The following is a 21,678-nucleotide window of genomic DNA, read 5'->3' as shown; positions in this document are numbered from 1 at the left end:
TAAATCCGGTGCCCAAACAGGCACCGGATTTTTTTACATAATATCCCGCTTCGTTATCGGGTGCTGTTCTCCTCCGTTGCTATCTTCTGCAACAGAACATTCAGACACTCACCTAACCGGCGACGGTTATCTGAATCTGACATCATGCTGGCATGATCGCCATCCACCAGCGTGACATTCAGTGAATCAGCAGGCAGATACTGCTCCCAGCCCAATGCAGAATCATCCTTCCGGCTGTAACCTGACGGTTGGATCCGCGCCCAGTACTCAGCCAGCGCCTGACTGCGGATCGGCGACATTTCCTCCTTCGCTTTCAGCAAGTGTACCGGCAGGCCAGAAGGTGTAATGGCTGTCTCTTCTACCAGCGTCGCAAAGTGATAGCGCCGTTCCCACAACGACAATTCCTGTTGCGGATCTTCCAGCAACGTACGAACCCCCATCTTCTGCAGCGTCATCAGTACTTGCTGCAACGGCATTTCCCGCAGACTGTCCATCAGAACCATTTCCAGCTCAGGATATTCACTCTCCAGCCAGCTCATGAACAGATGCGTCATACTTGCCATCGCAACCTGAGGCCGCATGGTGTCAAGCAGTCCCAAACACGCCACCTGTTCACCTTCCCGTTGCAGCATATCAGCCACCTGATACGCAAGCACACCCCCAGAGGAGTAACCGAACACATGATACGGCCCGCTGGGTTGCACCTGACGAATCATCTCGATACAGGATTTCGCCATCATGGCCATACTTTCCGGCAACTGCGCTGACATATCCGGCCAAGGCACCGCATACACGGGATAATCCGCATGGAGTGACTTCGCGAACTCATACACATAGGAATGATCCCCGAAACCGGTCGGCATAAAGAACAGCGGTTGACGGGTTCCGCCACGGCGAGCGGGAAGAGCATTGCGTGCGCCTTTCACTCCCGGATTCCGGTCAAGATACTCAGCCAGATCCGACAGCACCGGATAGTCGAAGACTGCCTGTACCGAAATCTCCAGCCCGTACTGCTTCGCCATACTCACCTGACGAACCACCAGCAGTGAATGACCGCCGAGCTCAAAGAAATGATCATGGCGTCCGACCTGCGCTATGCCCAGAAGCTCGCCCCACATATGTGCCAGGATCATTTCCGTCTCGCTTCTTGGCGGTACATAGTCATCACTGACTGCAGTCAGTCCTTCAGGCTTCGGCAATGCACGGCGATCCACCTTGCCGTTTGGTGTCAGAGGCAATTGATCCAGCCACATATAAGCTGAAGGCAGCATGTAGGACGGCAGACGATCCGCCAGATACTTCCTCAGTTCAGCTGATTCCGGCGTTTTTGCACGATCACTATTAAAACCATCGCTTGGCGTCAGCCAGGCTACCAGACGTTGCTCAGCGCCCAGTGTTCGCAAATCCACCAGCGCATCACGAACCGCAGGATGTGACAGTAATTGTGCTTCAATTTCACCCATTTCAATCCGGAAACCCCTGATTTTCACCTGCCCGTCATTCCGTCCCTGATACTCCAGACTGCCATCTGGCAGATACCGGACCAGATCCCCGGTACGATACATGGTTGTGCCCGCGTGAAATGGATCCGGCAGGAAACGCTCAGCGGTAAGTTCCGGACGGTTCAGGTAGCCAAGGGCCACCCCCACTCCTCCAACATACAGTTCACCAATTGCTCCCCGGGGAACCACCTGACCCTGCTGATTCAGCACATAAACCCGGGTATTTCCAACCGGCTTCCCAATCGGCAGCCGTTCACAGCCGTTCACTTGCTCAATATGAGCCGTCGTCGCATACGCACTTGCCTCCGTCGGGCCATAAGCATGAATCACTTTCACAGGCCCCTGATGTTTCAGTAGGCACTCGTAAGCCGATGGTTCTTCTTTCTCCCCACCGGAAATCAGATGCCGGAGCTGTGACAAAGGTTCACCAATCAGGTGAACATACTGGTTGAACAATGCTGTCGTCAGGAACAAAGTCGTGATTTCAAGTTCCTTCAGCGACCGGGCAAGCAGCTGCGCATCCATGATAACTTCCTGCGGGATCACCACCACCTGACCGCCATTCAACAGCGGCGCCCAGACTTCCATGGTCGAGGCATCAAAGGCCGGGTTCGATGAGAAAGCAATCCGTTCCGATGCATCAAAATCTGCATAGCCGTTGTGGATGACCAAACGGGTAATCCCCTGATGCGGCACCAGGACCCCTTTCGGCTGACCGGTTGAGCCCGAGGTATACATCAGATAAGCCGCGCTCGTACTTTGCAGAGCCAGCTCAGGATTCTCGCGCCGCTGGCTGCGTTCTTCAGGGAACACATACGGCAATGCATCATTCCCCGGCTTATCTGCGATGATAAGACGGGCACCACTGTCACTGAGAATCCAGGCCTGTCGCGTTTCCGGCAGTTTTGAATCCACCGGAACAAACATCGCTCCTGTTTTCAGAACGGCCAGTTGCGCAGCCACCAGTGCCAGACTGCGGCCCAGCTTGAGTGCAATACGATCGCCGGGCTGAACGCCCCGTTCAATCAGCGTATGCGCCAATTGGTTTGCCATCCCATTCAGTTCGGCATAACTCACCCTTTGCTGGCCATCAATGACTGCAATCGCATTCGGCCGTCTGCGGACCTGCTGTTCAAATACGGTATGAACACAATCCTCTGCCGGATAATCCGTTACTGTCTGATTCCAGGTTTCCAGTTGCAGGTGATATTCAGCCTCCGGCAGAATCTCCAGTGAACTCACAGGCAAAGCCGGTGTTTCTGACAATGCATGCGACAGCGACGTCAGTGCCTGAACCATATAACTACAGATTCGTTCCGCTTCAATTGGCTGACTAATCTGAGCCGTCAGACCCAGTGAATCTCCGCCATCTTCCACCGACATCACAAACGGGTAATTGGTCCGCTCCTCAGCACTCAACAGAGAAACGCCTTCAGGCAGAACCAGTTCATCCCCCATGTTATGCCGGTAATTCAGCAAGGCACTGAACAGTGGCGCCCCTGCAGCCATACCGCTGCAACGCTGCGCCAGAGCCAGTGGTGCATGCTCATGCAGCAGCAGGCCACTTAAGCGCTGATGCGCCTGGCGTACCGCAGACACAACATCCTGATCATCAATATTCAGACGCAATGGCAGCGTATTGATAAAGAGACCCATCGCCTGATCAGCCCCCTCACCGGCCTGCATCCGACCCAGTAAGACGGTACCAAACACCACCGCCGCTTTGTCTGTCACACGGGAAAGAACCTGCGCCCAGGCCAGATGACACAGACTTGCCAGACTCACCCCGAGATAACGGGCCTGCTCCCGCAGTGCTGCATTGAGTTCAGCCGGCACAACACAATGTGCTGTTGCAATGGCTTTGCCGTCGCCCCGAACGTTACTCAGCTCAAACGGCAACACGGGTTCCTCGATATCTGCCAGCATTTCCCGGAAGAATTCTTCATGGGCATCCTGACTCATCCCCAGACGAGTCTGAGCAATCACATTCCGGTATGGCGGTGCAATCGCGAGCGAATCCGCTTTCCCGTCCAGAATCGCCGCCACTTCGCTTTCAATCAGTGCTGAAGTGGAATGATCGCCGATCATATGATGCCATTGTTGCAGCATCAGCCACCGGCCCTGTTCATCTTTTGCAATCACCAGATTCAGGAGCGGTGCCTGTGTCAGATCCAGTCGTGAATGGCGCGGGTCAAACTGCGCCATCAACTGTTCGGCCACAGGTCCTTCTTGCGGATCCAGTGCCAGTTCGCGGACAGGCAATGTTGCTTTGCGCCATACAACCTGAACCGGCTCAGACAATCCCTGACTAAGAAAGGCTGAACGCAGGATATCGTGACGGTCCACAACAAGCTGCATGGCCGACAGCCAGGCATCAAGGCGAGTACGACTATCAAATTGCAGCATGGCAGACAACAGATAGGTATCGCCTTGCTCACTGAGCAGATGATGGAAAAGGATTCCTTCCTGCAACGGCGACAGACCATAGATATCCTGCACATTGCCGACCCCGCCCGAAACCCCGGCAACCACCTGATCAATTTCCTGCTGACTCAGATTCGCCAGTGGCAGTAACGCAGGAGTGATGTGAGTTGTTTCAGCCGTGATCAGATTCTCCGGCACCTGAACCTCATGCTGGGTACCCAGCGCCGATGCCAGCGCCGCAAGCGTGGGTGAAGAGAAAAGCGTGTTCACACCAGCCGAAAGACCGTGCCGGCGCAGTGCCGCCATCAGTTTCACCACAAGTAACGAGTGACCGCCCAGTTCAAAGAAATTGTCATGACGACCAATACCTTCCACACCGAGCACTTCAGACCAGAGTCCAGCCAGCAGGCGTTCCGTTTCTCCCTGCGGCGCTTCATACACCCGGCCAGCATCAGCATCCGGCACAGGGAGCGCACGGCGATCCAGCTTACCATTCGGGGAAATTGGCAACGCCTGCATGCAGACAAAGGCTGCCGGAATCATATATTCAGGTAAACGTGCCGACAGGAACTGTCGTAGCTGTTCGATCAGGGATGTCTGTACACTCGCTTCCTGATTGTCCTCTTCTTGTTCGAAGACTTTCGGAACAATCCAAGCCACCAGCCGTTTTTCGCCATTACTTCCGGGCAAAGCATCCACAGCCACATCACGCAATGCCGGATGTGCTGCGAGCTGGGTTTCGATTTCTCCCAGTTCAATCCGGAAGCCACGGATTTTCACCTGCTGATCATTCCGGCCCAGATATTCCAGACTGCCGTCGGCCAGATAGCGCACCATATCGCCGGTACGATACATCCGCCCACCCGGTTGGAATGGATCTGCCAGGAAGAGCTCAGCCGTCAGTTCAGGCTGATTCAAATAGCCCCGTGCCACCTGAAGACCACCGACGTACAGCTCTCCCACTGTGCCGCGAGGCACTGGCAGACCCGCTTCATCCAGCAGGTAGATCCGGGTATTGCTGACGGGTCGCCCGATGGAAGGCACCGCCGCATCCAGCGCTAACGTCGCAGACGTTGCTACGACGGTTGTTTCTGTCGGGCCATAGTTGTTCATTACGATCAGCCCTTCAGGTACCTCCAGCGGCCAATGGCGGAGACTGTCACCACCGATCAGCAATTGACGTAACGAAGGCGGCACCATCCCATTTGCCAGCGCAACTTCTGCCAGCGGCGTCACCATAAAGGAAACCTGTGCGCCACTGTGCTGCCACCAGTGCAGCAATGCTTCACTGTTCCCGGCAACCTGAGGTGGCGGCAGCAACAAGGATGCACCCAGCGACAGTGCCGGCCAGATCTCCCAGACACAGGCATCAAAGCCAAGGCCAGCCATGCAAGTCGTTTTCTCCCTCGCCTGCAGCCCGATCGCCTCTTCATGCCAGTGAATCAGATTCAGTAACTGACCGTGCTCGACCATCACCCCTTTGGGCTGTCCGGTAGAACCTGAGGTGTAGACGACATAGGCCAGATGCTCTGGACGAACCTCAACCAATGGCGCACCGACAGAGACAGGTGTCGACAAGAGCTTATCCAGTGACAGCACAGGCACATCAATGTCCCTCAGGGTCTGATCACCGATGGCTTTACAGCCGACGGAATCAGCCAGCAGCAGGGTTGGAGCACAGTCGCTCAGAATATAACTCAAGCGGTCACCGGGATAAGCCGGATCCAGCGGGACATAGGCACCACCGGCTTTCAGCACGGCCAGCAAAGCCACAACCATATCCGGTTTGCGTGCGGCGCAGACAGCGACTCGTTTTTCTGTGCCAACACCCCGGGCAATCAGGGCATGCGCCAGTCGGTTCGCCCGGCTGTCCAGCTGGCCGTAGCTCAGTACTTCATCGCCACAAACCAGTGCGAGTGACTGAGGAGAGCGCCCCACCTGTGCTTCAAACAGATGGTGGACTGCCTGATGCTTCGGATACACCCGCTCCGTCTGGTTCATGTCATTGAGTAATAGGTTACGTTCTGCTTCCGGCAACAGATCCACACGGGAAACCGGTATGGCAGAATCCGTCACCATCGCCTGAAGCACAGTTTTCAGATACTCGCTGAAGCGGTTGGCCGTGCCGGCATCAAACAAAGCGGTCGCATAGTTCAGAGCGCCCGTGATCTGATTGTCCGCTTCTCTCAGTTCCAGCGTCAGATCAAACTTCGCAATATCATAGGCCAGACCGGCCTCCGCAACAGCCAGCTCCGGTAAGCTGATGTCACGAACCGAACCCTCCTGCCAGGACAGCATGACCTGGAATAACGGTGTTCTGTCGAGCTGTCGCGGCGGGTTAATCACTTCGACCACTTGCTCAAACGGCAAATCGCTGTTTTCACGGGCGGCAAGGACAGACTGTCTGACCCGGGTCAGCAATGCACTCAATGTCGGATCATCCCGCAGATCAATATGCAGGGCCAGTGTGCTGACAAAGAAGCCCACCAGCGGTTCAACTTCCAGACGGCCACGATTTGCATCCGGCATCCCAATCACAACTTCCTGCTGACCGGCCAGACGCGAGAGGACAATCCCCCAGGCAGAGAGCACGGTCATAAACAGGGATGTTCCCTGACGCTGGCTTAACTGACGCAAGGCCTGAGTCAGCTCAGCATCAATCACAAGGGGTACTTCCGCCCCGGCGAAAGACTGCACCGGCGGACGGGGTCTGTCGGTTGGCAGCGTCAGCTGTACGGGGGCATCACCCAGTGTCGCTTTCCAGAAGCTGGCCTGTGCATCCAGTCGTTCCTGGCTGAGATGTTCCCGTTGCCAGTGCGCATAATCCGCATACTGCAAGGCCAGCGGCGGTAATGGATTAGCCTGTTGCTGGCGGAATGCGCCATACAACTCGCTCAGTTCCTGCAAGAGGATCTTCGACGACCAACCATCAGAGACAATATGATGACAAACCAGCAGGAACAGGTATTCATGGTCCGTCACCTGCCAGAGATGCGCAGCAACGAGCGGGCCATTTTCCAGATCAAACGGCGCAGCCATCACCTGACGAATCCGGGCCATGGCCAGCTCGCGGTTTCGGTTTCCATTGCTCAGCGTTTCCGTGCGCAGGTCATGCCAAACGTAAGGCATCGGTTCAACCGGAAGAATACGAACCTGAGGCTGATCGTCCTGCGTGACAAACACACTACGCAGACTTTCATGCCGTGCATAAAGCGCGTCCAGGCTTTGTCTGAATGCATCCGGATCCAGATCACCGGTCAGTTCCAGAACAAGCGGGATATGATAGGTTTCACTGTTGCCTTCCATCTGGCTCAGGAACCACAGCCGTTGCTGGGCAAACGACAGCGGCAAAACTTCATCCCGGGAAACCGGCACAATCGGTAACTGATGAACATCCTCATTCCGGTGGATCTGTTCAGCTAATGCATGAAGGACCGGCGCAGCAAACAATGCGGACAGCGAGAGTTGCCATCCGGCCTGTTCTACCCGGTTTGCCAGCTGTACCGCCAGCAACGAATGTCCGCCAAGATCGAAGAAGTTATCCTGGCGGCCAACTTTTTCAATGCCCAGCAGAGATTCCCACAGCGTTGCCAGCAGCGTTTCCCGTTCACCTCGGGGTGACTCGTAGGATTCGCGGATCCCGGCTGCGCTTTCCGGCGCAGGCAAGGCACGTTTATCCAGTTTGCCGTTGGTTGTGAGCGGCAACGCATCCAGCCAAAGATAAGAAGATGGCATCATGTAATCCGGCAAGCGACCCGCCAGGAACTGACGGAGTTGTCCTGCCAGCACCTCGCAGTCAGCCTGAGGTCCGGGAACAATCCAGGCTACCAGACGCTTGTCGCCATCCACCGCTTCCCAGGCATCCACCGCAACATTGAGAACCGATTCGTGCGCAAGAATTGCAGCTTCCACTTCTCCGCATTCAATCCTGAAGCCACGAATTTTCACCTGATGATCATTCCGGCCCAGATAATCCAGCTCGCCATTTGGCAAATAACGGGCTAAATCACCAGAGCGATACATGCGACAGCCCGGATGGAACGGATCATCCAGAAAACGTTCTGCATTCAGTTCCGGACGATTGAGATAGCCCCGGGCCACCCCTTCACCACCCACATACAATTCACCTACGGCGCCGTGCGGGACCGGCTGACCATGCGGATCCAGCAGATACACACGCAGATCCGAGATCCGGCGGCCAATCGGGCTGCCGCTGGACCGGACATCAGCCGGTGACATTGCCCTGTAAGTGACGTGAACAGTTGTTTCGGTGATCCCATACATATTGACCAATTGCGTTACATCGGCCGGATTGCGGGCATACCAGGGAGCCAGATCAGCCGGATTCAGCATTTCCCCGCCAAATACGATGGTTCTTAACTGATGCGGCGTTTCATCCTGGGCCTGAATGAAAGCTTTGAATGCACTTGGCGTCTGGTTCAGAACCGTCACGCCATGCCGGCAAATGAGCGAATAGAAATCCCGGGCCGAGCGTGCTGTCGCCTGAGGGACAACCACCAGGCAGCCACCGTGTCGCAATGCCCCCCAGATTTCCCACACCGAAAAATCAAATGCAAACGAATGGAAAAGACACCAGACATCATCTGCACAAAAACTAAATTCGGTCTCAGTCGCACTGAACAGGCGATCGACCTGCCGGTGTTCAACCATGACACCTTTCGGTTTCCCAGTGGAACCCGACGTATAAATCACATAAGCCAGACTGGCGGGCGTCAATCCGGTCACCTCCGGATTCCGGCTGTCTCCGTCAAAAGCTTGTTCAAGCGGCAACTGCAGCAGCTCTATCTCACCCAGTGCGGTACGCCCTTTTTCATCAGCCAGTAACAGGACCGGCTCAGCGTCTTCAAGGATGTACTGCAAACGATCACCAGAATAAGCCGGATCTAACGGAACATAAGCGCCGCCCGCTTTCAGAATGCCAAGCAAACCGATGATCAACGCCGGACTGCGTTCAGCACAGATTGCAACCCGGCTCTCCGGCTGAACACCCCGCTCAATTAACACATGAGCAAGCCGGTTTGCTTCGGTATTCAGCGCGGCATAGGTCAGACGTTGCTCACCACAGACCAGCGCAATCGCTTCAGGCGTTTGCACCACCTGATCTTCGAACCGCTGTGTCAGGCATAGTGACGCAGCATTGAGGGCGGGTGTCTGATTCAGTGTTTCCAGTAACAGACGAAGTTCACTGGGGGGCATCACATCCAGCTGACTGACCGGCAACTCCGGTGTCTCCGACAAAGCGTGCACCAGTAAGGCCAGCGTCTGCTCCATATAACCGCAAATGTGCCCGGCTTCAATTGGCTGACTGATTTGTGCCGTCAGTCCCAGTGAATCACCACCGTCTTCAACAGACATCACAAACGGGTAGTTGGTCCGGTCATCTACATGCAGCAGCGTGACACCTTCCGGCAGCTCCAGCTCATCGCCGTCATTGTGCCGGTAGTTCAGCAAGGCACTGAACAAAGGCATTCCGGGAATAATGCCACAGCAGCGCTGTGCTTCGGCCAGTGACGCATGTTCATGCTGCAACAATCCACTGAGTCTCTGATGCGCCTCGTGTACAGCGGCTTCAACTGTCCTCTGATTGATATCCAGACGCAGCGGCAGCGTATTAATGAACAGTCCCATGGCCTGTTCCGCGCCTTCCCCGGCCTGCATCCGGCCCAGCAGTACTGTACCGAACACCACAGCATCCTGTCCGGTCATCCGGGCAAGAACCTGCGCCCAGGCGAGATGACACAAGCTGGCCAGACTGACCCCCAGACGCCGGGCTTGCTGACGTAAATTCCGGTTCAGCTCAGCAGGCAGTTTCAGACTGGCTTCATTTATTGTCCGGCCGCCGCCCTGAACATCGCTCAGACCAAAAGGTAATGTCGGTTCGTCGATATCCGCCAGCATTTCGCGGAAAAATGCTGCATGATCACCCGTTCCGAACCGGGCCTGAGCCACTGCATGACGGAAAGGCTGTGCTGGCAGCAATGCGGCGCCCCGGCCAGACAGAATCGCCCTCACTTCCTCCATCATCAATGCCAGTGTCGAGTGATCCCCAATCAGGTGATGCCATTGCTGCAACAGACACCAACTGCCGTCTGTGTCTTGCGCAGCCGCAAACCGCATCAGCGGCGCCCGGGTCAGATCCATCCGGTTCCGCGCCGAATCAAAGCGGGCTTCAAGGGGTGAGGCAAGGGGTCTCTCCTCTGCTCCCTGTTCGGAATCCGCTTCTGAACGCAGCTGGAGGAAATCAACCTTCAAGTTGGCTTTGCGCCAGACCACCTGAACCGATTCCGACAACCCTGCACTCACAAAGGCGGTGCGCAGGATGTCATGACGATCAACCACCTGCTGCATTGCATTTAACCAGCCATCCAGTGTTGCACGAGATTCAAACCGCATCATCGCCGACAGCAGATAGGTATCACCGAGCTCATTCAGCCGATGGTGGAACAAAATCCCTTCCTGTAAGGGGGACAGACCATAAATATCCTGAATATTCCTGAGCCCCTCAGGAACCGTCGCCACAACACGATCAATTTCCTGCTGATTCAGACTGGCCAGAGGCAGCAGCTCTGGCGTAATTGCCTTCGTGTCCGGTGTGAGCTGATTCTCTGGAACCTGAACATCGTGTAATGTTGCCAGCGCTGCCGCCTGAGAAGCCAGAGTCGGAGCAGAAAACAACGCTTTCATCTCCGCAACCAGTCCATAACGGCGCAATTTTGCCAGTAACTTCACCACCAGCAGCGAATGGCCCCCCAGTTCGAAGAAATTATCCTGACGACCAATACGTTCAACACCCAGCACCTCTGCCCAGATGTCGGCCAGCAGCCTTTCCTGCTGCCCCTGTGGTGCCTCATAGCTGGCACGTTCCTGAGGATTTTCTTTGGGTTCAGGTAAAGCCCGGCGATCCAGTTTACCGTTTGGCGACAAAGGCAATGCATCGACCGCAGTCCATGTGACAGGCACCATATATTCCGGTAAACGTCCCGTCAGGAAATCCCGCAAGTCGGCCGGCACCAGCGCTGTGCCTGTTTCACACACAACCCAGGCCACCAGCCGTTTGTCACCACGGTCATCAGCACGCGCATCAACCACCACCTCACGAACCGCCGGATGAGTCGACAAGACCGCTTCAATTTCGCCACACTCAATCCGGAAACCGCGAATTTTCACCTGCTGGTCATTCCGGCCCAGATATTCAATGTTGCCATCAGGCAGATATCGAGCCAGATCCCCGGTACGATACATCCGCCCGCCGGAATGGAACGGATCAGCCAGAAACCGTTCTGCGGTCAGTTCGGGACGATTGAGATAGCCCCGTGCCACCTGAACCCCACCAATATAAAGTTCACCGGCTGCACCCTGCGGTACAGGTTGCCCGTATTCATCCAGCAGATAAATGCGAGTGTTTGCCACCGGACGACCGATCGGAACGGTCACCAGCTCAGGTTCGCGGGTACAATGCCAGGCCGTGACATCAATCGCGGCCTCCGTCGGACCATAAAGATTATGCAGTTCTGCATGAGGCATCTGACGATAAAACTCCGTCACCAGACTCGCAGGCAACGCTTCACCACTGCACATCACCCGGACAACGTGCTGACAGCGCGCAGTCGCTCCCTCAGATGCCAGAAAACTTTGCAGCATAGACGGAACAAAATGCATCGTCGTGACGTTGTCATGCAAGATGGCACAACTCAGATAATCCGGGTCCTTATGGCCTTCAGGACGCGCCATCACCAGGCGCGCACCATAAATCAACGGCCAGAAAAACTCCCAGACCGAAACATCAAAACCAAACGGTGTTTTCTGTAATACAGTATCTTCTGCAGTCAGACCATAAGTGTCCTGCATCCAGATCAACCGGTTGACGATCGCTCGGTGCTCATTCATCGCCCCTTTCGGTTTTCCGGTCGAGCCCGAGGTATAAATCACGTAAGCCAGATGATGGGCCTGCGATTGTGATAACGGATTCTGACTGCTGAGATCCGAAGAATATGCGCCATCCAGAGCCAGTACAGGCACGCTGTGTGTGCCAAGTGCCTGACGACCGGCAGCATCGGCCAACAATAGCACCGGATCAGCATCTTCCAGAATGTACTGAAGCCGCTCTCCCGGGTAAGCAGGATCTAACGGCACATAACCGCCGCCCGCTTTGAGGACCCCGAACAAGGCGACGACCATGGCCACACTTCGCTCAGCACAGACAGCCACCCGGCTGTCCGGACCAACACCGCGTGCAATCAGCACATGAGCCAGTTGGTTAGCTGCCGCGTTCAGCTCGGCGTACGTCAGACGCTCCTCTTCACAAACCAGTGCAATTGCTTCGGGTGAACGGGACACCTGCGCTTCAAACAATTGCTGCAGGGTCACATCAACCGGATAATGACGTTCGGTTTGATTTAAACCATCCAGTAACCACATCCGCTCAGTATCTGGCATCAGATTGAGTTGCGATGCAGGCTGCGCCGCATCAGACACCATCGCCAGAAGCACCTCACGCAAATAGCCGCCAAAACGCTCAACGGTAGAGGCATCAAACAGCGCGGTTGCGTAATTGAGCATCCCTTGAATCTGATTGCCCTGCTCAGCCAGTTCCAGCGTCAGTTCATACCGGGCTGTGTCATGAACCAGATTTGTTTCTTTTACCTGAAGACCTGGAACAGAAATATTCCGGACTGAACCGTCCTGCCAGGCCAGCATCACCTGAAACAAGGGTGTTCTGTCCAGCATTCTTGGCGGATTGATGGCTTCCACCACCTGTTCAAAAGACACATCATTGTTTTCTCGCGCAGCAAGTACCACCGTTTTTACCCGGGTCAGTAAATCAGCGACAGTCGGATCGTCACGCAGATCCAGATGCAGGGCCAGTGTACTGACAAAGAATCCGACCAGCGGCTCAACCTCCAATTGTCGCCGATTGGCCTCAGGGATCCCGATGACGACTTCCGGCTGCCCGGCAAGCCGAGACAGCACGATTCCCCAAGCGGTCAGCACCGTCATAAACACCGAGAGGTTGTGCTGTTCACTGAACTGACGCAGCGACGCTGTCAGTTCATCACTGAACACGACGGGGATCTGTGCACCGGCAAAGGATTGCACCGGCGGATGGGGCCTGTCGGTTGGCAATGTCAGATGTGTCGGGGCTTCACCTAACGTTTCCCGCCAGAATTGCGTCTGTTGTTCAAGCCGTGCCGGATTCAGGTGCACCTGTTGCCAGTTCGCATAATCCACGTACTGCAATTTCAGTGGCGGTAAAGGATTCACCTGTTGCTGGCTGAATGCCCCGTACAGCACACTCAGGTCTTGCAGGATGTTTTTAACCGACCAGCCATCTGACACAATGTGATGGCAAAGCAACAGGAACAGACATCTGTCGTCCGCCAGTTGCCAGAGATGCGCGCACACGACAGGGCCGGATGCCAGATCAAAGGGCTGGCCGATCACCTGAGAGGCCTGAGCCATTGCCTTCGATTCACTGTCTTGATCAGCACGCAGGTCATGCCATGTCAGTGGCATCGGCGAAACCGGCAGAATCCGGACTTCCGGCTGACCGTTTGTCGCGACAAAAGTACTCCGTAAAGCTTCATGGCGTTCATAGAGTGCATCCAGACTTTGTTCAAATGCAGATGTGTTGAGATCTCCCTGCAGCTCCAGCAACAGCGGAATATGGTAGATTCCGCTGCTTCCTTCCAGTTGCTCCAGGAACCACAAACGCTGCTGCGCAGACGACAACGGCAGTTTGCTCTCTCTGTGAACCGGTTCAATCGACTGGACAATTGCATGCTGAAGGCTTTCCAGTTGCTCAGCCTGTGCATGCAGCACGGGTTTGGCGAACAGCGCAGCCAGCGGCAGTTTCCACCCGGCCTGTTCCATGCGGTTTGCCAGTTGTACGGCTAAGAGTGAATGCCCGCCCAGTGCAAAAAAGTTATCCTGACGACCGACCGTATCAATTTTCAGGACTTCTCCCCACAACCGGGCCAGCAATTGTTCTTTCTCCCCTTTCGGTGGTTCATAGGCCTGACGGATCCCGGCTGCATTTTCCGGTGCCGGTAAAGCACGCTTATCCAGCTTGCCATTGTTCGTGAGAGGCAAGATGTCCAGCAGGACATAAGATGCCGGAATCATGTAGTCCGGCAGGCGATCTCCCAGTGCATCTCGGATTTGAGCCGAGAACTGACCCTGGTCAGCATTCGGATGCGGGACAATCCAGGCCACCAGCCGCTTGTCGCCATCCGGCGACTGCCATGCATCAACGGCCACGCTGGTCACCAGTTCATGCGCCTGAATTGCAGCTTCCACCTCACCACACTCGATCCGGAAACCCCGGATTTTCACCTGCTGATCGTTTCGTCCCAGATATTCCAGCTCACCATTTGGTAAATAGCGGGCCAAATCCCCGGAACGGTATAAACGGCTGCCCGGATGGAACGGGTCATCCAGGAACCGTTCTGCATTGAGCTCCGGCCGGTTCAGATAACCGCGGGCTACCCCTTCGCCACCGACATACATTTCTCCCACGGCGCCCAATGGCACTGGCTGGCCGTAAGGGTCAAGCAGATAGAGGCGAAGATCCGAAATTCGATGTCCGATCGGGCTGCCCGTGTTTTCAATATCTGCCGGGGACATCGCACGGTAAGTCACATGCACCGTTGTTTCCGTAATGCCGTACATATTTACCAGTTGCGGTGCATCAACAGCATTGCGTGCGTACCAGAGTGCCAGATCCGCCGGATTCAGCATTTCACCACCAAAAATAATGGTTTTCAGTTGGTGGGAAGTCTCATCCTGGGCCTGAATAAACGCCTTGAAGGCACTTGGGGTCTGATTCAGCACGGTCACACCGGTCTGACAGATCAACTGGTAAAAATCTGTCGCCGAACGAGCCGTTGCCTGCGGAACGATCACCAGCTGTCCGCCATGTCGTAATGCGCCCCAGATTTCCCAGACAGAAAAGTCAAAAGCATAGGAATGAAACAAACACCAGACGTCATCGGCACGGAAGTCAAAATCGGCATGTGTGGCATGGAACAACCGGTCAACCTGACGATGTTCGACCATCACCCCTTTCGGTTTGCCGGTTGAACCGGATGTATAAATCACATAAGCCAGATGGGCAGGCGTTAAACCTGCGACCTGCGGGTTCTGACGACTGCCTTCCAGTGACTGACCCAACGCAAACAGCGGCACATGTTGCTCTCCAACCGCCGCTTGACCGGCTTCATCGGCCAAAATCAGTACTGGCTCAGCATCCTGCAGAATGTAATTCAGACGTTCACCGGAATAAGCCGGATCCAGCGGCACATAGGCCCCGCCAGCTTTGAGAATTGCCAGAATCGCGACGATTGTATTCGGCCCGCGCTCGGTACAGAGGGCAACCAGACTGCCCGGACCGACGCCGCGCGTAATCAGATCATGCGACAGCAAATTAGCCTCGAAATTCAGTTGACCGTAAGTCACGGTTTTCTGCTGGTACACCAGCGCAATCGCCTCTGGCGTCCGGGCCGCCTGCGCCTCAAACCGGTGATGCAGACAGGCTGGCTGAACGTCATTCTGCGCTGTGACATTCCAGCGGTTCACCAGCAGATCAAACTCATCGTCAGGCAAAATTGACAACTCATAGGCCGGAATATCCGGCGTCTGCGCCAGAGCATTGACCAGTGCACCCAGCGTTTGCTGCATATAACCACAAACACGCGACGCTTCGATCGGATGAATCACCTGCGCTGTTAAGGACAGTGAATCCATGCCGTCGTCGACACAGAGGACAAACGGATAATTTGTCCGCTCATTGGCACTGACCAGACTCACTCCGTCCGGCAACGGCAGATTTTCACCTTCGTTATGGCGATAATTGAGCAATGCACTGAACAACGGAGCTCCCGCCGTCACGCCGCTGCAACTTTGTGCGAGCGCCAGCGATGCATGTTCATGGGCAAGCAACCCGCTCAGGTTCTGATGTGCCTGACGCGCAGCTTCTTCAATACTCCGGCTGTCGAGGTCCATACGCAGAGGCAAGGTATTAATAAAGAGACCCATTGCGCTGTCGGCACCTTCCCCGGCCTGCATCCGTCCCAGTAAAACGGTCCCGAAAACCACAGTGTCCTGTCCGCAGGTTCTCGCCAGTACCTGACCCCAGGCCAGATGACACAAACTGGCCAGACTGATGCCCAGCCGTTTGGCCTGATAACGCAACGCCTGATTCAGTTCCGGCGTTATTGCCAGACGGGCTTCATTAACTTGATGACCATCACTGTGAACATTGCCCAGCCCAAAAGGCAGCACCGGTTCTGAAATATCAGCCAGCATCTTGCGGAAAAATGCCTTATATTCGCTTTCGCTGACACCCAGTCTTGCCTGCGCAACTGCATTCCGGAAAGGTTGCGGGCGGCTCAGTGTCTTCTGATGGCCTGCCATCATCGTCCGAACTTCATCGACCATAAAAGCCAGTGTGGAATGGTCACCGATCAGGTGATGCCATTGTTGCAGGACGCACCAGCTGCCGTCCGTATCTTCCGCAACCACGAAATGCAGCAATGGCGCCTGCGTCAGATCCAGACGGGTATGGCGGGGATCATAACGTGATTCCAGCTGTGTACTGACAGGCCCGTCTGCGGGGTCAAGATCCAGCTCTGCCACCTGAAAGTCGGCCTGACGCCAGACCACCTGAACCGGTGATGCGGCTCCGGATCCAACAAACGCAGTGCGCAAAATATCGTGACGGTTCACAACCTGCTGCATGGCGTTCAGCCAGGCATCCAGACGAGCCCGGTTTTCAAAACGCAATGTCGCTGACAACAGATAAGGATCACCCTTTTCTGCCAGCAAATGATGGAAAAAGATCCCTTCCTGCAAAGGAGACAAGGCGTAGATGTCCTGGACGTTGGCGACACCGCCCGGGACTTTCTGAACGACGGCATCAATCGCTGGCTGACTCAGCTCAGCCAGAGGTAGCATCGCTGGCGTAATCTGCTGACTGTCTGGCCGGATCTGATTTTCCGGCACGATCACGTCATGTTGTGTGTTCAGCGTCTGAGCCAGTGCTGACAAGGTCGGCGCCGCAAATAAGGCCGGTAAATCCGTTGTCAGTCCGGCGCTTCTCAGCTTCGCCATCAGTTTCACCACCAGCAGTGAATGCCCGCCCAGTTCAAAGAAATTGTCCTGACGGCCAATACGTTCGATGCCCAGGATTTCCTGCCAGATCTTTGCCAGTAATTGTTCTGTTTCACCCTGCGGTGCAACATACTCGGTTCGGCCCCCCGTATTCAGTTCCGGCACAGGCAGTGCTCGCCGGTCCAGCTTGCCGTTCGGAGACAGCGGCAATGCGTCCAGACGAATATAAGCGGTTGGGATCATATAGCCGGGCAAGCGCTCCGCCAGAAACTCACTGAATTCTGCAGTTAAGCTCAGCCAGTCACAAGTCGCGGTCGGTACCACCCAGGCAACCAGTCGTTTCTCGCCGCTCTGGTCATCCGGGGCATCAACCACCACATCGCGGACTGCGGGATGAGCGCCCAGCTGCGCCTCAATTTCTCCCAGTTCAATCCGGAACCCCCGAATTTTGACCTGTTGATCGTTCCGTCCGAGGTATTCAAGACTGCCATCGTCTAGATACCGGACCAGATCCCCGGTCCGGTACATCCGTCCCCCCGGATAAAACGGATCATCCAGGAAACGTTCGGCAGTCAGTTCAGGCTGATTCAGATAGCCCCGGGCAACCTGTACGCCACCAACATATAATTCACCAATCGCGCCAAACGGAACGGGCTGCCTGTGCTCATCCAGCACATAAATCCGTGTATTCGAAATTGGACGACCAATCGAAGGAACAGCCGCACCTGTCTCCGGATTTCCTGACGTCGCGACAACCGTGGTTTCCGTCGGGCCGTAGTTATTCAGAAGCGTCAGCCCTTCCGATAAGGCCTGCGGCCAGCGACGGATGCTGTCTCCGCCAATCAGCAGCATGTTCAGTGCGGGCGGTAACGTCCCGTCCGCCAGTGCAATCTCTGCAAGCGGCGTCACCATAAAAGACACTTGTGCTTCACTGCGACGCCACCAATTGAGTAACGCATCGCTGTCACCCGAGACCTGAGGCGGTGGCATCAGCAGCGTGGCCCCCAGAGACAATGACGGCCAGATTTCCCAGACGCAGGCGTCGAAGCCCAATCCGGCCATACAGGTCGTGTAGTCTCCGGCTTTCAGCCCGGTTGCCTCACCATGCCAACCAATCAGATTTCGTAACTGATGATGTTCAACCATGACCCCTTTGGGCTGACCGGTTGAACCCGAGGTATAAACGACGTAAACCAGTTGGTCTGGCTGCACCTGTATCTCAAGATTTTCAGCAGACAACGTGGCAGTTAACGGGGCTTCCAGATCCAGTACCGGAATCTCTTGTTCACCCAGAGCAGACCGGCCTGTTGAATCGGCCAGCAAAAGCACCGGCTGGCAGTCGTGCAGAATATAAGTCAGCCGTTCACCGGGATATGCCGGATCGAGCGGCACATACGCCCCGCCCGCTTTCAGAACAGCAAGTAAAGCGACAATCAGGTTCGGTCCCCGGGCGGCACAGACAGCAACCCGGGTTTCAGCCTGAACACCACGCGTCAAAAGCTCACTGGCAAGACGGTTTGCCCGGTGATTCAGTTCAGCAAAACTGAATGCGGTATCTCCGCAGCACACCGCAATTGCATCGGGGGTTTGTCTGACCTGCGCTTCAAACAGCGTATGAACACCGTCCACTGCCGGGAAATCAATGGCAGTGCGATTCATCTCCTCCAGCAAGATGTGGCGCTCTTTTACATCCAGTAAACTCAATGTTCCGACAGACAATTCAGGATGGATACGGGCCTGCTCCAGAAAGTCGCGTAAATGCTTACTGAAGGTATCAATGTGCTGCGAACTCTGTACCGACTGATCATAAACCCAGCGGAATGTCTCTCCGTTTTTATCAATCTGGAACAAAGTGCTGACATGGCGTGCGCTTTCAGGGGCGGATGAAATATCGGAAATCAACTCAACCGCAAATGGCCATTGTGTGGTTTGCGTGATCAGTGCATGTAATTCTGGATGAAATGGGAGATGCGCCATCACCCGCTCACATTCACCCTTCAGCAGTTGCTGCGTACAGGTAAAGGTCTGGGTCATATCCAGAGAAATTTGTACTGGCAACACAGCATCGGGCAGAAGGCTGTTGGTTTTACGTTGCAACCAGCCAATCTGAAAATCGGTTTGCGCCCCCATCCGGGCAATGTAAACCGCTACCGCGCTCAAAAATGTCGATAAGGCCGTATGGCCCGTTGGCATCCATGCCGTGGTTTGCCAGTCTACTGCTGTCTGAGCCGCCCTTCGATGCGCCGGGAATGCAGATAACATGGGTTGTTTCAGTCGCGAATCCCAGAAAGACGCGTAACTGGCACCTTTGGCAAAGAGTTCAGCAAGTCGGGAGGCTTGTGCTTTCGTCAGAACTGGCAAGCGATGCCCAACTTCCAAATGGAACTGACGGGCAAGTTCCATCCCGGAACTGATTGCGCCCGATGCACTGAACCAGCCGCCAATACGCGCGATGCCCTGCGACGTTGCAATATCCCACCCTTGGTCATCGATATGCAGCAAAGTCCCCGGGGCTGCTTTGTGCACTTCCTCGCTCACAGTCAAATGACCTATCCCAACCACGCGATCAGGCAATGCCAGTTTCAGCGGACATCCATGAGACGGATGCGCAATCGCATAAAACAGACGTTCCAAATCCTTGGCAGGCTGATCCCAACGCAGTACACCGCCCGCATCAGGATCACGGCGGAAAACATAAAAGTTGTCATGAATGATTGCCGGGTCTTTTTCAGCGGCAATTTGCGTCAAATCCCCGAGCGTGATATCTGGCTGACGCCAACATGCCTGAAGAATAAACTGAAAGCGCTGCTGAAGATTTTCAAGCTGCGCTTTTGAATGAATATGGGGGGCATCGACAAACATCACATCCATTGCCTGCGCCTGCCGATCTTCAAAAAACAGAATCTGCAAATCACTGACCGAAATATTACCGCCGTAATGCCAGCGGGTTTTGCACTGCCAGAAACTGTCTCCGTTATCAAAAGACACGATATTGATTGCCGGGCCGAACCAGGATGCATCTGCTGTGTCTCTCTGACGGCGGATATCTTCTCCGCGATATAATTGACGGCGAACCACTTTCCCCATTTCTGCCGTCACCTGCCGGGTAAAACCGGCCAGCGTTTCCTCAGGGTTGATCTGCAGAATCAGTGGTACCACATTCGCAGTCATACCAATGCTGTTTCTTTCAAGTGTCCCGGTCACAGGCAAACTAAAGTTCAGTGCGGTTTCGCCAGTGATACTGTAAAAACAAGCAGCCACGGCGGTTGCAAAAATATGGGCACGGTGTACGCCAATCTGTGATGCGCATTGGTCAATTTGATCCAAAGCTTCCTGACCGAGAACATGCAGACTGCTGTTCATTGCGGAATATTGGACCGGCTTTTCTTTTCGGGTCAGCGTATGCGGGGCAGAAGCAATGTAATTCTTCCAAAACTGGCTGTCTTTACTGAGTCTGGTGGAAGACTGGTATTTTTTATCGTTTTCAGACAAACAGGTAAAACCACGGTTATCAAACTCTGGTGTCGGCGAATTGGAAGCCAGTGCATTGTAATAAAGGACAATCCGACGAGAAAACTCACCACCACTCAAACCATCAATCAGCATGTGGTGCGTACGGCGATAAAAAATAAACTTTTCCGGCGCTAATGTCAGTACGGCGAAATGGTATAAATCCGGATCCAGTGCGGATACGATTTTATCGGCATCATTTTGCATCCAGGCCAATGCACTTTCGAATGGCGACGTACTGGCACTGAAATCATAGAATTTTAAATGTTCAGTGGTTGATATCGCACGATATTGATAAAGTTCACCCTCTTTTTCAACAAAATGAGCTTGCATGGCAGGTGTATCATGAATAATCGCCTCTACGGCCTGACGCAATAACGCAATATTCAAAGGCCCTTCTATCGTGCCGTAACCCCAAATATTAAAGGGTTGATTTTCAGACATGCGTTCACTTAACCAAAGTTCATGCTGAGCCGTCGTTAATTCATGCAGCTCATTTTTTTCTGGAATGGTTAAAAATTGAGACTGACTTTCATTCCCATTTATTTGTTCCTGATTGTTCATTATATTCCCTATCATTTTGTCAATACGCAATAGAACTCACCGTCCGGTCTGCATACAAACAACGATGCGCCAACTGACAGACATGTGAAAAAGAAGTGTGGGATAAGATATATCCAAAAAATGACAAACGTGGTATCACGATTATTTTCTGAGATTCCTCACGTCATACACAGCGTGATAAATTGTAGAAAACAGTATTTCACTTGTCTAAATAACAAGAAGTGATAGAAGACATTTTTGCGTACGATAAGATGATGTGATGAAAATACTTGTAATTGAGAATATAGACAATTTAAAAACCAAATAAATCAATAGAGAATGTATGTTTAATAATTTTTTACTTCTCAATAAGTATTGATGAAAATTAAATCCAACTCTAACAAGCGTTTAATTTTCACTGTACCTGATGAATGGCCATAAAAAGAGTAATCACTCCAATTTTGTATGTTTGAAGCATTATATCAATTCGTTAGACAAGTGAACTTCAAACCGGTTTTTATTCACCCGAAAAGGTACTGCTGTGAAACCAGTGTTTCATGTTGAATATTTA

1 protein-coding gene is annotated in these 21,678 nt (G+C 54.1%); it reads right to left on the bottom strand.

Features of this window, described 5'->3' with window-relative positions; all coding sequences use genetic code 11:
- Positions 1–53: 53 nt before the first annotated feature.
- Positions 54–21,128, bottom strand: a complete 21,075-nt coding sequence (locus tag ACYP03_RS10970; protein ID WP_459779779.1) for a non-ribosomal peptide synthase/polyketide synthase — start codon at positions 21,126–21,128, stop codon at positions 54–56.
- Positions 21,129–21,678 lie beyond the last annotated feature (550 nt).

It is taken from the genome of Photobacterium sp. R1 (genome assembly GCF_054600795.1).
This window is presented reverse-complemented; position numbering and strand designations above follow the sequence as displayed.